The following is an 11,896-nucleotide window of genomic DNA, read 5'->3' as shown; positions in this document are numbered from 1 at the left end:
CATAGGGCCCTCAGGGTCGCCGGAAGACGCACACCGAGTGTCCCACTGAGCATCATTAATGTCATGAAGCCGGAAGCCGGACAGGTTCTACACTTTTCCGAAGACCCCACAATTACCCGCTTTGTCCCGCATATCGCCCAGACGTCCTCCCTCGACAAGCCGTACGTCTGGGCCGTCGAGGGCGACCGCTGCCCCGACTACTGGTTTCCCCGCGAGTGCCCGCGCGCGATGGCCTGGCGCAGCGCCAAGACCACGCCCTGGGACGCCGACCGCATCATCGGCGCGGGCTGCGGCGACCGCGTGCACGCCATCGAGTACGGCTGGCTCCAGGCGATCATGGATGTCCGCCTCTACGCCTACCGGCTGCCCGCCGACCGCTTCGCCCCGATCGGCGACCCGCCGCACGCCGTCGTCTCCCAGGAGACCGTCGAGCCGCTCGGGCCGCCCGAGCCGGTCACCGACCTGTTCGAGCTGCACGAGGAGGCGGGCATCCAGCTGCGCGTGCTGAACAACCTCTGGCCGTTCTGGAACCAGGTCACCGCCAGCACGCTGGAGTTCAGCGGGATACGGCTGCGTAACGCTCGTCGATGAGCGCGGCCAGCCGCTCGGCCGGCATCGAGCCGGGCGGCAGCTTCTCGCGCGCCGCCCGGTTGGCCTCGCGCTGGAGCACCTCGTTGACCGGTGCGTAGCGGCCGAGCTCGCGGGCGATCAGCACGATCTCACCGTTGAGGTAGTCGGCCTCGATGGAGCCGCTGGCCCTGGCCAGGCTCTGCCACGACGACCCGCCGCTGCGGGCCACGCCGTCGATCTCGCCGATCTCGACCTGCTTGCCGCGCTTCTCCGCCTCGTCGGCGCTGGTGGAGTAGGGGAGGCCCGCCTCTTCGAGCACGGCCATGCCCTCCTCCTGGGCGCGCCGGGCGAGCTCCGGCGCGCTGCCGGTGAGCGCCTGGACGGCGTTGGGGAGGTTGTTGAGCAGCTTGCCGTATTTCCAGCGCATCACGTCGCCGGTGTTCTCGGCGACGAAACCGCTCTTGAGCAGGTCGCCGGTGAGCTGGGCGCTGAATTCGTCCACACCCTGTGGATAACGTCCGACGTGCAGCATGCCGGACTTGGGGACGCCGTGCGCCACCACCACGCCGGGCTCCAGGTGCGTGGCGGGCAGCCAGACGCACATGCCGTAAACCCTCTCGAACCTCCGCAGGGCCGTCCGCTCGTTGTCCACGCCGTTCTGCGCGCAGACCACCGGCAGGTCCCTGGGCCACGGGTCGAGCGCGGCGATCGTGTCCTGCGACTTGGTGGCGATGATGAGGGCGTCCGCGTCGACAGGACCGTCGGCGACCTGGACGTCGAGCACCTCGTCGGAGTTCGGGGTGATCAGGCGCAGCCCGTTCCGCCGCATGGCCTCGTAGTGGGCGCCACGTGCGACGAGGACCACCTCGTGCCCTGCCTGATGCAGGCGCGCGCCGATGGTCCCGCCAACCGCTCCAGCTCCGATCACCACATATCGCATGATCTGACCCTACTTGGCGAGCACCACCTCGACCGGGACCATGACCCGGGCGCGCTCGCGGAAGATGGTCTTCAGCACCCGCCAGCCGTCGCGCACGGCGTGCAGGTTGCTCTCGCCGTGGATGCGCAGCCGCTCGTGGCTGGGCACCTCCTGGATGAGCAGGCCGGCCTGGGCGGCGCGGACGTTCATCAGCGTCTCGATCTCGAAACCGTCGCAGTCGAGCGCCATGGCGTCCAGGTGGCGTGCCCAGAAGGCGTTGTAGCCGTAGCAGAGGTCGGTGTAGCGCGTGCCGTACATCAGGTTGGTCAAGGTGGTGAGGGCCTTGTTGCCGAGCGACCGGATGACGCTGATGTCGTCAGAGCCGCCGCCGACCATGTTGCGCGAACCCTTGGCGAAGTCGGCGCCCTCCACCAGAGCCTGCACGAACCGGCCGATCTCACGCCCGTCCGTCGAGCCGTCGGCGTCGATCATGACGATGATGTCGCCATTGGCCGCTGCGAACCCTTCGGTCAACGCGTTGCCCTTGCCGCGGCGGGTCTGGACGACCACGCGCAGGTCGGGACGCAGACGCTTTGCCACGGCGACGGTGTCGTCGGTCGAGTTGCCGTCGACCAGGATCACCTCGTCAACCCATGTGGGCAGGGTCGCGAATACGTGAGGCAGGTTGGCGGCTTCGTTCATCGCGGGGACCACGACGCTGACGCTGGCGGAGAACGGGCCATAGTTCATGGGTAAAAGATTGCCCTGGTCGCCTGCAGGTCGCTTGACGTTCCCTTGCATCGTAGGCTTTCGCGGTGACCAATACCCTTGATGTGCATCTTGCCGCAATTGCCGGGCGTGACCTGGATGGTTACGCCGCGACCCTGCACAACGACGTGATCGTCGTCCTGCCGAACGGCTCGCTGCTCCAGGGGCGGGACGCGGTCCTCGACTTCCACCGCGAATGGTTCAAAGACCTTGACTGGTCGCAGGAGATGAGCCTGGTCTCGGTCGTGGAGACCGAGACCACGCTCGTCGGCGTGTACGAGGCCGACTACCGCGACGGTCCCGTCCACAAGCGGAACCTCGTCAGCCTCGTCTTCACCAGGGCAGGGGACGACTGGCTCCTCCTGCACGACCAGAACACGCCGCTAGCCGTCCAGGGAGGCGCGTAGGGCGGCGGCGAAGCCGTCCGGGTCGCCGGTCTGGCCGAACTCGCCGCCCAGGAAGCCCGCGTGGCCGCTCGGGTAGGTCGCCGGGGTGAGGCCCAGGCGCTCGGCCACTCCGAGGCCGCCGCGGCAGGCCATCTCGCCGTCGGACTCCGCGCCGACCGCGATCACGATGCGGGTCGAGGCGGCGCGCAGCGCGTCGAAGTCGTGCTGGTAGTGCGTGCAAGTGATGAGGTTCTGTCCGAGCAGCACGTCGTCACGCGACCCGTCGTCCTCCGTCGGCAGGCCGAACATGGCCGGATCCACCTGCTGGTCGGCGAAGTCGGCGGGGATGTCGCCCTTGTGCTGCACGAGCAGGATGAACCTGGCCATCGCCGGACCGAGGCCGTCGCGCAGGTACATCTCGCGGATGGCGGTCGTCGCAGCGAGCGCCCCTTCACGGTCTTGCAGCACCTGCGCGGCCGGCGGCTCGTGCGCCACCAGCGTGCGGACCTTCTCCGGGTGCCTGGCCACCAGCGCGAGCGCGTTGACCGCGCCGCCGCTGCTGGCGAACAGGTCCACCTGGCCGCCGACCGCGTCGATCACCAGGCGCAGGTCCTCGGCGTGCTGGTCGGGGGTGGACTCGGTGGTCGGGTCGTCCTTCTTGCTCCTGGCGGTGCCGCGCGGGTCGTAGGTCACCACCGTGCGGTCCTTGAAGCGGTCGGCCAGGCTGACGAAACCGCTGGCGTCCATGGGCGAGCCGACGAGCATCAGCGGGGGCTCGCTGCTCTCCGCCTGCCGTACGTCATAGGTGATCACTGCGCCGTCGGACTGAAGGGTGTGGGTCATGGTTGGCTCCTTGTCGAAACGATCCGTGCTGCCACCTCGGTCGCCGGAATGCCGGTGGTGTCGATGACCTCGGCGGTACGGCCCAGCCAGCCTCTCGCCTCCTCGTAGGACTCGAGGTGCTGGAGACGCCAGCCCTTCGCCTGGGCTTCCACCTGGTCGTTCTCGATCCTACGGGTCAGCTCTTCGGCGGTCGCGTGCAGCACTAGGTGCCGGACGTCGACGCCGCGCGCCGCCAGGCCGTCGAAGATCTCCTTGGCGTACGGCTCGCGCAGCAGCGTCATCGGGACGACCAGGGGGCCGTTCCAGTGGTCGAGCAGTTGCACGGCTGTCTCCACCACCAGGGCGCGCCAGGCTGCCCAGTGCTGGAAGTCGTCGACGGGCTCGTTGATGACGTGCTTGAGCAGGAAGCCCACCGTCTCGGGGTCGAAGAGGTGGGCGTCGGGGAGGAGCTTGACCAGCTCGCGTGAGGTCGTGGTCTTGCCCGCGCCGAAGGGGCCGTTCAGCCAGTAGATCAAAGCCGGGACTCCGTCCATCGGTCGAGGATCTCGTCGACCGTCTGTTGCGGGGTCTGGCGTGAGCTGTCGAGCCACAGGCCGATCCGCGGCGTCTCCTGGCGGAGGGCCGAGTCAAGGTCGGTCACGGTGAGGTCGCCGTAGCCGGTCTTGGGACGTCGGCGCTCACGCTCCTCTACGGCCGCCGGGTCCGGGATCAGGACTATCACGTGGAGGGGGCGGGTGCGGATCATGCCGACAAATGTCGACAGATCCTCGCCGAGGATCACGTCCTGCACGACCGCGGTGAAGCCCGCCTCCGCGTAGGCGTCGGCTGTCCTGGCTGCCAGGCGGTAGCGGAGGTGGAGCTGGTCGAGCGCCTCTTTATCCGGATATTTCGCCATCTCAACGCGCCCGTTGACGACCATGCGCCTGAACACATCGCCCCGCACGTGCGCCGACCGCGGCAGACGCTCAGCCAGCGCCTGCGCGATCGTCGACTTCCCGGCCGCCATGATCCCCGTAACGAGCACCACAGTCACCCGTCTGCCCCCCTCCCGCCCACATGGGCCGCGGTTCCGGCCCCGCGTGTGCCGCCCCTCCGGGCGCACGGGCCACCCTTCCGGCCCGCACGGGCCGCCACTCCGGCCCCGCCTGTGTCGCCACTCCGGCCCCGCCTGTGTCGCCCCTCCGGTCCCGCACGGGTGGCCCCTTCGGTCCTGCGCCGGTAGCCCCTCGGGAGGTGCTACCGGCCACGGGCGGCTCCCCCGGACGTGGCGGGGCTCCGGTCGCTGGCGGTTCCCATGGACGGGGTGCCACTCACGCGTGGCTCACCCTTGGGCGGGGTCCCGGCGGGTCATGCTCCGATGAGCTTCCTCACCCGGTCGGCACCCACGGCCAGCAGCAGCGTCGGCAACCGCGGGCCGGTGTCGCGGCCAACGAGCAGCGTGTAGAGCAGCACGAAGAACGAGCGCTGCGCCGCCTTCAGCTCGGGCGTCGGCTTGGCCTCGGGGTCGAAGCCCGCCTGCACCTTCGGCACGCCGTACACCAGCGACGTCAGCCCGTCGAGCGACCAGTTGTCGTCGAGCCCGTCCGCCAGCAGCCGCAGCGACTCCCGCTGGGTGTCGTCGAGCGAGGCCAGCAGCTCGGTGTCCGGCTCGGCGCGCACCTGGGTGCGCTGGTCGGCGGGCACCTGCGTCTCGACCCACCGCTGGGCCCTGTCGAGGCGCGGGCGGGTCTCGTCGAGCGAGGTGACACCGTCGATGTCGTGCAGGATGCGGAGCATCTGCTCCTCGTCGCCGGTGGTGATGTCCGCGGCCGAGGCCAGCGTGCGGTAGGCGACCGGCCGCGGAGTGGTCGGCAGCGGACCAGCCGCGGTCCCCACCGCCCTGCTGTGCGCCGCCAGGTCGGCAGGAAGCGCGGCGCCCTCGGCGACCTTCCTGTTGAGCGCGTCCCACTCGTCGTACAGGCGCTGGATCTCCTGGTCGAAGGCGACCTTGAACGACTGGTTGGGCTTGCGCCGCGCGTAGAGCCAGCGCAGCAGCGGCGCCTCCATGATCTCCAGGGCGTCCGCCGCCGTCGGCACGCCGCCCTTGGAGCTGCTCATCTTGGCCATGCCGGAGATGCCGACGAAGGCGTACATGGGCCCGATGGGCTGCTTGGCACCGAACACCTCGGCGATGATCTGCCCGCCGACCACGAAGGACGACCCGGGCGAGCTGTGGTCGACGCCGGACGGCTCGAACACCACGCCCTCGTACGCCCAGCGCATCGGCCAGTCGACCTTCCACACCAGCTTGCCGCGGTCGTGCTCGGCCAGCCGTACGGTCTCGCCGAACCCGCACACGCAGGTGTAGGCCAGCTCCGTCGTCTCGTCGTCGTAGGACGTGACCGTGGTCAGGTCGCGGTCGCAGAGCGCGCAGTAGGGCTTGTACGGGAAGTAGCCGGACGCGGTGCCGCCGTCGTCCTCGCCGGCCGCGCCGGACCCTTCGAGCGCCTCGGCCTCCTCCGCGTCGAGAGGGGCCTTCGCCGGCTTCTTCTTGGTCCGGTAGCGGCCGAGGATCTCGTCGATCTTCGCGCGCTCGCGCATCGCCAGCAGGATCTGCTCGCGGTAGGCGCCGCCGGTGTACATGTCGGTCTGGCTGATGCCGCGGAACTCCACGCCCAGCTCGCCCAGCGCCTCGATCATCGGCGCCTTGAAGTGCTCGGCCCAGTTGGCGTAGGGGCTGCCCTCTGGCGCGGGCACCGAGGTGAGCGGCTTGCCGATGTGCTCGTTCCAGGCGGGGTCGATGCCGGCGGGCACCTTGCGGAAACGGTCGAAGTCATCCCAGGAGATGATGTGCACGACGTCGTGGCCCCGGCGCCTGATCTCGTCGGCGACCAGGTGGGGTGTCATCACCTCGCGCAGGTTGCCCAGGTGAATCGGCCCCGACGGGCTGAGGCCGGAGGCGCAGACGATGGTTTTGCCCGGCGCGCGTCGCTCCGCCTCGGCGATCACCTCGTCCGCGAACCGGGAGACCCAGTCCGTCTCCGTGCTCTGCACCACGATCGTCCCTTTCTAGATAGCCTGTCCCCATGCGTACGAACCAGTGGTGGCCCGTCTCCTAGGCGGCTGCCCGTTCACGCACACTATCGGCCGCCTCGACGAGGCGGCCTTTCTGCTCCTTGTCGAGGACTCTTCGACGCGGGAGAAGATTCATGAAGTGGTCTACCTTGCTCAGCAACCTGCTCGCAGGCCAATCGCTCTCAGCTGACGAGACGGCGTGGGTGACCGGCCAGATCCTGGCAGGGGCGGCGACGGAGGCCCAGATCGCCGCTTTCGCCATCGCGCTGAGAGCCAAGGGCGAGACGGTGGCCGAGGTCGCCGGACTCGCCGAAGGCATGCTTGCCAAGGTTACCCCGCTCGCGGTATCGAACGACGTCGTGGATCTGGTCGGAACGGGCGGCGACCAGGCGCACACCGTGAACATCTCGACCATGGCCGCGATGGTGGCGGCGGCCGCCGGGGTGCCCGTCGTCAAGCACGGCGGCCGGGCGGCGTCCTCCACCAGCGGCGCAGCCGACGTGCTCGAAGCGTTGGGGGTGGATCTCGACGTGGATCCTGCCGTCGCTCTCCGGGAGTCGGGCATCGCGTTCTGCTTCGCGCCGAAATATCACGCGGGGCTCGCGCACGCCTCCAAGCCGCGCAGGGAGCTCGGCGTGCCGACCGTGTTCAACTTCCTCGCCCCGCTGATCAACCCGGCCCGTCCCAGGGCGCAGGCCGTGGGGGTGGCGCACGCCCACATGGCGCCGATCATCGCGGGCGTGCTCGCCTCCTGGGGGCGCTCGTCGCTGGTCTTCCGCGGCGACGACGGGCTCGACGAGCTCTCCACCTCGGGGCCGTCCACGGTGTGGGTGGTGCGCGACGGCGCCGTGGAGGTCGTCAGGTTCGACCCGGCCGACCTGGGGATCCCGCGCGCCTCCCTGGCCGACCTGCGCGGCGGGGACGCGGTGCACAACGCGGGGGTGGCGCGTGCCGTACTGGCTGGGGAAGCCGGGCCGGTGCGGGACATCGTCGTCCTCAACGCCGCAGCGGCGGTGGTGGCTTACGAGGGCGGGTCCGTTGAGGACCTCGGGAAGGCCTGCGAGCGTACGGCGGCGGCCATCGACTCGGGCGCCGCGACGGCCCTGCTGGAGCGGTGGGCTTCGCCGAGAAACTAATTGCCACCTCTGGGCCTGCTAACTACGGTTTCCTTCATGATTCGCGTCGAGGGCTTGTCCAAGGTCTTTCGCAGGCCGAAGACCTTCACCGGGCCCTTCGGCGCGGTCAGGACGCTGCTGACCCGGCAGTACGAGGAGAAGGTCGCCGTCGAGGACGTCAGCTTCTCCGTCGGCGAGGGCGAGGTGGTGGGTTACCTGGGGCCCAACGGCGCCGGAAAATCCACCACGATCAAGATCCTCACCGGCATCCTCACCCCGACGAGCGGCGTCGTCGAGGTCGCCGGGCGGGTGCCCTGGCGCGAGCGCAAGGCGAACGCGCGCTCGGTCGGCGTGGTGTTCGGGCAGCGCAGCCAGCTCTGGTGGGACCTGCCGCTGATCGAGTCGCTGCGGCTGGTCGGGGCGCTCTACGACGTTCCCGCTCAGCGTTTCACCGCGTCGCTGAACCGGTTGCGCGACGTCCTCGGGCTCGACGGGTTCCTCGACACGCCGGTGCGTCAGCTCAGCCTCGGGCAACGCATGCGCGGCGACCTCGCCGCCGCGATGTTGTACGAACCGCCGCTGCTCTACCTCGACGAACCGACCGTCGGGCTGGACGTGCTGGCCAAGGAGGCGGTGCGCGACTTCATCGTCGAGACGAACCGGCTGGGCCGTACCACCGTCGTGCTGACCACGCACGACCTGGCCGACGTCGAGGCGCTGTGCAAGCGGATCATCCTCATCGACGGCGGGAAGGTCGTCTATGACGGGGAGATCGAGGCGCTGGTCAGCTCCTACGCGCCGCCGCGCCGGCTGGTCGTGCACCTCTTCGACGGGGAGGACCTGAGCTTCGAGATCAAGGGGTCGCTGCCCGAGCTGGTCGCCTCCGTCTCCGCCGAGCACCGGATCAGGGACATGTCCATCGAGGAGCCCGACCTCGAATCCGTGATCAAGCGGATCTACTGATGTTCCGCATCGGACTGCGGATGTCGCTGGCCTACCGGAGCCAGGTGTTCTGGTCGGTCGTCGCGCTGATCGCCCAGGTCTTCCTGCTACGCATGATCTGGACGTCCATGTACGGCACGCGCCCCGCTGCCGGAGGGCTCACGCTGGAGGCGCTGCTCGCCTATCTCACGCTGGTCAACCTGCAGGTCTTCGCGATGACGCCAGGCGTTTCGCGCATCGCGCACTTCCGCATCCGCACGGGCACCGTCTTCTTCGACCTCGCCAGGCCGGTCGGCTACCTGTGGCAGATGGCCCTGTGGCAGGCGGGCAACTCCTGGGGCGGCGTATTGCTCATGGCGCCCGCGATCCCGGTCGTGTTGCTGGTCGGCTCCGTGGTGGCTCCTTCCGCCTTATGGGCATATGTCGTGACCCTGGCGCTCGGCTACGTCATCGGCGTGATGTTGGCGCTCCTGGTATGCCTCATCGGCTTCTGGATGATGGAGACCGGCGCGATCTCCATGCTCTACCGCCTGGTCAGCCAGTTCTTCGCGGGGACCATGGTGCCGCTCACGTTCTTCTCCGGGTGGCTCGGGTGGCTGGCCGACGCGCTGCCGTTCAAGTATCTGGGCTACGTGCCCGCGGCCATCTACGTCGGGCGCGTGACCGGGCCCGAGATCCTCAAGGCGGTGATCGTCGAGGTCGTGTGGGTGGTGGCGCTGTACGGCGTGCTCTGGCTGACCTGGACGCGCGCGCACCGGCGGGTGGTGATCCAGGGTGGGTGAGCCTTGGCGGTCGATCCGCCTTTACTGGCTGCTGCAGCGGGCCATGGCGCGCTCGGCGATGCAGTACCGCGCCAACGCCCTGATCAGCGTCGCCACCGGCGCCGTGTACCAGGGCAGCGGGTTCGCGTTCATCTGGGTGATCATGAACACGTTCCCGTCGCTGGCGGGCTGGTCTCTGCGTGACGTCGCCTTCCTGTACGGCTTGCGCCTGACCGCGCATGCGCTGTGGTTGATCCCGATGTCGAGTCTGATCGGGATCGAGTGGCTGGTGCGCGAGGGCGAGTTCGACAGGTTCCTGCTGCGCCCGCTCAACCCGCTGGTGCAGCTGATGACCAAGAGAATGGGCGTAGGCCAGATCGGCGACCTCCTGGTAGGCATAGCCCTGCTGGTGGCGGCGGGCCACACCTGGACCGTGGGCTCGTTGCTCTTCTGCATAGCCGCAATAACAGGCGGCGCAATGGTAGAGGCCGCCATCTTCCTGGCCCTGTCCTCAACGGCCTTACGCATGACCGACACTTACGCCTTGCGCGTCTTCGTGGACGACGTTTTCAGCCGTTTCGGCTCGTACCCGATGAAGATCTTCGGCAGCGCCACGGAATGGTTCCTGACCTTCGTGTTGCCTGTGGCATTCGTGGCGTATATCCCGGCCGAGGTCCTCCTCGGCCGGTCCACCACCACGCTCGGATATTTCAGCCCATTACTTGGCATCGCCCTCTTCGCGCTGGGCTACCTGATATGGAGCAGGCAACTTCGTCATTACCAGAGCGTCGGCCACTGACATGCAGTCATATTGCGGACACGGCGTAGTGATGCATTGCTTGGGCGCATAGACGGGCAACTGACCCGCAGGACACAGCGGACACGCCAACGAGGCGGCCATGAGCAGAGAGGCAAGCATCCCCCCATCCACACACCCCCCACCACCCCTGTCCTCCCAGCCACGCCACCTTTGACCAAGGTTTGTCAGTCCCCGCAGCTACCTTGATCCGCATGTCAGACGTCCTGCACCTTCACCTGATCGTCCACCTGGACGGACCGGAGGACCTGACGGCCCTCGCCAGGCGCCTCACCGCGCCCTCGGCGACGCAGCCGAAACGCCCCCAGCCCAGGAACGCCAACCAGCCCTGGACCCCGACGGCCGACGCCCGCCTCGCGGAACGCGCGGCCGCAGGGGCGACGATCGCAGAGCTGATGGCCGAGTTCGGCCGCAGCAGAGGCGCCATCACCTCCCGCCTGGACCGTCTGGTGGGCAGGTGATCACTGGATGCGGCTGTAGTCCATGATCCAGTTGGTGTGCCAGGTGTTGTCCGCTGGGATGGCTTGGGACCAGCGGACGGAGTCGGTCTTGATGTTCTCCCACAGGAACGTGAGGCCTGGGCCGTGGAAGGTGCCTGTGCCGTTGTCGAAGCGGCCCACCACCGGGGTGAAGTCCGGTGAGACCTGGGTGTCGAGCCACGTGTGGTGCCACAGGTGCGTCGCGGGGTCGAAGGCGATCACGGCCAGGCCCTTGACGTGCCGCCCGTTGGGGAAGACGCCTTCCAGGTGTTCCAGGATCACCCTGCCGTCCAATGCCGGTTCGGCGGTTACGTGGGCGGTGAACTCCTGCCACACCCCGTCTGCCCCGCGTTTGCGGTTGTGGACGGTCCAGGTGCCGAGGAGGAAGTCGAAGTCGTTCATGGGGTGGAATATCGGGCTTCGGGGCACATAGGGGCCACTATTCAGTTGTGGCTGAATGTGTCTGTGACGAACTCCTTGCTGGGCTCTGCCAGTGACGAGTGCAGGCGTTGGAAGGTTTCGCGGGCGGCCACGGCGTTCCAGTCCTGGGGGAGGAGTGACGTCGGTAGTCCTGGGTCCAGGTAGGGGAGGCGGCGCCATTCGGTGAGCATCGGGACGTAGGCGCGGAAGGCCGCCGCCGGTGACACGTCCGTCTGGGTCGGGGCGTAGGTGTCGGTGAACGTCGCGTACTGCTTTTCTATGGCGGGGAAGTCCCACCACGTGCGCACCGCGTCCTCCAGCGGAGCGAAGGCCTCGTACGACGTGGTGAACAGGTGGACGTAGTCGGTCAAGTCCACTCGGCGCAGCATCTGGCGGGCGTCGTCCAGGAGTCGCGCTGGAGCAATCCACACCCCCGGCGACACGTTTCCGAAGCCCAGCCACGTGAGGCGTGATCTCAGCTGGTGCCTGTGGGCTCGCTCCGCCTCGGGGACCGAGAAGACGGCCATCACCCAGCCGTCCTCCAGCCGCGCGGGCTGGAGGTGGCCGAAGATGCGCCGGTCGCCCTCGTCGAACACCGGTCCCATGTCCGGACCGAGGACGTAACCGACGCTCTTGCGGCGCTCCTGCACGAGCGTGCCGCTCTTCTTCAGGCGCGAGATGGCCGACCGCACGGCCTGGCTGTCGACGCCCAGCTCCTCCATCAGCACGATCAGGTCGGCGATGGAGATCCACCCGCCGAGCTTGCGCACGAACTCACCGTAGATCGTGTTAATCAGGGAACTGGGCCGGATCACCATAGGG

The 11,896-nt window shown here is 68.5% G+C and carries 15 protein-coding genes; 7 read left to right on the top strand and 8 right to left on the bottom strand.

The window, feature by feature from the left end:
* The first annotated feature begins 63 nt into the window (after positions 1 to 63).
* On the top strand, positions 64 to 591 hold the full coding sequence (locus ACIBG8_RS28390) for a DUF6886 family protein (protein ID WP_397345986.1): 528 nt from the start codon (positions 64 to 66) through the stop codon (positions 589 to 591).
* On the opposite strand, the gene ACIBG8_RS28385 is transcribed toward ACIBG8_RS28390, so the two are convergent.
* Positions 557 to 1,510: a ketopantoate reductase family protein gene (locus ACIBG8_RS28385; RefSeq protein ID WP_397345985.1), complete on the bottom strand. Its 954-nt coding sequence runs from the start codon at positions 1,508 to 1,510 to the stop codon at positions 557 to 559. The genes ACIBG8_RS28390 and ACIBG8_RS28385 overlap by 35 nt on opposite strands.
* Positions 1,511 to 1,519: 9 nt before the next feature.
* A complete protein-coding gene (locus ACIBG8_RS28380) occupies positions 1,520 to 2,239 on the bottom strand; it encodes a glycosyltransferase family 2 protein (protein ID WP_397345984.1) in 720 nt (239 codons plus the stop codon).
* 65 nt (positions 2,240 to 2,304) lie between these two features.
* Between ACIBG8_RS28380 and ACIBG8_RS28375 the strand changes: the two genes are divergently transcribed.
* Positions 2,305 to 2,664, top strand: coding sequence for a YybH family protein (locus ACIBG8_RS28375; RefSeq protein ID WP_397345983.1), 360 nt, complete (start codon positions 2,305 to 2,307; stop codon positions 2,662 to 2,664).
* Here ACIBG8_RS28375 and ACIBG8_RS28370 read toward each other — a convergent pair.
* From ACIBG8_RS28370 to lysS, 4 genes are all read right to left on the bottom strand, one after another.
* On the bottom strand, positions 2,641 to 3,486 hold the full coding sequence (locus ACIBG8_RS28370; RefSeq protein WP_397345982.1) for an alpha/beta fold hydrolase: 846 nt from the start codon (positions 3,484 to 3,486) through the stop codon (positions 2,641 to 2,643). The genes ACIBG8_RS28375 and ACIBG8_RS28370 overlap by 24 nt on opposite strands.
* Entirely contained in the window at positions 3,483 to 4,019 is a 537-nt protein-coding gene (locus ACIBG8_RS28365) for an AAA family ATPase (RefSeq protein ID WP_397345981.1), read from the bottom strand. Before ACIBG8_RS28365 ends, ACIBG8_RS28370 begins: the two co-directional genes overlap by 4 nt.
* On the bottom strand, positions 3,998 to 4,519 hold the full coding sequence (locus ACIBG8_RS28360) for an AAA family ATPase (RefSeq protein WP_397345980.1): 522 nt from the start codon (positions 4,517 to 4,519) through the stop codon (positions 3,998 to 4,000). Before ACIBG8_RS28360 ends, ACIBG8_RS28365 begins: the two co-directional genes overlap by 22 nt.
* Positions 4,520 to 4,833: 314 nt before the next feature.
* A complete protein-coding gene (gene lysS, locus ACIBG8_RS28355; protein WP_397345979.1) occupies positions 4,834 to 6,522 on the bottom strand; it encodes a lysine--tRNA ligase in 1,689 nt (562 codons plus the stop codon).
* Positions 6,523 to 6,674: 152 nt separating this feature from the next.
* Between lysS and trpD the strand changes: the two genes are divergently transcribed.
* From trpD to ACIBG8_RS28330, 5 genes are all read left to right on the top strand, one after another.
* Positions 6,675 to 7,676, top strand: coding sequence for an anthranilate phosphoribosyltransferase (trpD, locus tag ACIBG8_RS28350; RefSeq protein ID WP_397345978.1), 1,002 nt, complete (start codon positions 6,675 to 6,677; stop codon positions 7,674 to 7,676).
* A gap of 36 nt (positions 7,677 to 7,712) precedes the next feature.
* Positions 7,713 to 8,618, top strand: a complete 906-nt coding sequence (locus ACIBG8_RS28345) for an ATP-binding cassette domain-containing protein (protein ID WP_397345977.1) — start codon at positions 7,713 to 7,715, stop codon at positions 8,616 to 8,618.
* Entirely contained in the window at positions 8,618 to 9,379 is a 762-nt protein-coding gene (locus ACIBG8_RS28340; RefSeq protein ID WP_397345976.1) for an ABC transporter permease, read from the top strand. Before ACIBG8_RS28345 ends, ACIBG8_RS28340 begins: the two co-directional genes overlap by 1 nt.
* Complete coding sequence (locus tag ACIBG8_RS28335; RefSeq protein ID WP_397345975.1) at positions 9,372 to 10,157, top strand: ABC transporter permease; 786 nt, start codon at positions 9,372 to 9,374, stop codon at positions 10,155 to 10,157. Before ACIBG8_RS28340 ends, ACIBG8_RS28335 begins: the two co-directional genes overlap by 8 nt.
* Positions 10,158 to 10,369: 212 nt before the next feature.
* A complete protein-coding gene (locus tag ACIBG8_RS28330) occupies positions 10,370 to 10,636 on the top strand; it encodes a hypothetical protein (protein ID WP_397345974.1) in 267 nt (88 codons plus the stop codon).
* On the opposite strand, the gene ACIBG8_RS28325 is transcribed toward ACIBG8_RS28330, so the two are convergent.
* Positions 10,637 to 11,056, bottom strand: a complete 420-nt coding sequence (locus ACIBG8_RS28325) for a DUF1579 family protein (RefSeq protein WP_397345973.1) — start codon at positions 11,054 to 11,056, stop codon at positions 10,637 to 10,639.
* Between the two features lie 41 nt (positions 11,057 to 11,097).
* Positions 11,098 to 11,892, bottom strand: coding sequence for a PaaX family transcriptional regulator C-terminal domain-containing protein (locus ACIBG8_RS28320; RefSeq protein WP_397345972.1), 795 nt, complete (start codon positions 11,890 to 11,892; stop codon positions 11,098 to 11,100).
* Between the last annotated feature and the right edge of the window lie 4 nt (positions 11,893 to 11,896).

It is taken from the genome of Nonomuraea sp. NPDC050556, from assembly GCF_044457355.1.
Classification (GTDB): Bacteria; Actinomycetota; Actinomycetes; order Streptosporangiales; family Streptosporangiaceae; genus Nonomuraea.
Note: the sequence above shows the minus strand (reverse complement) of the source record. Positions and strands in the feature narration are given on the sequence as shown.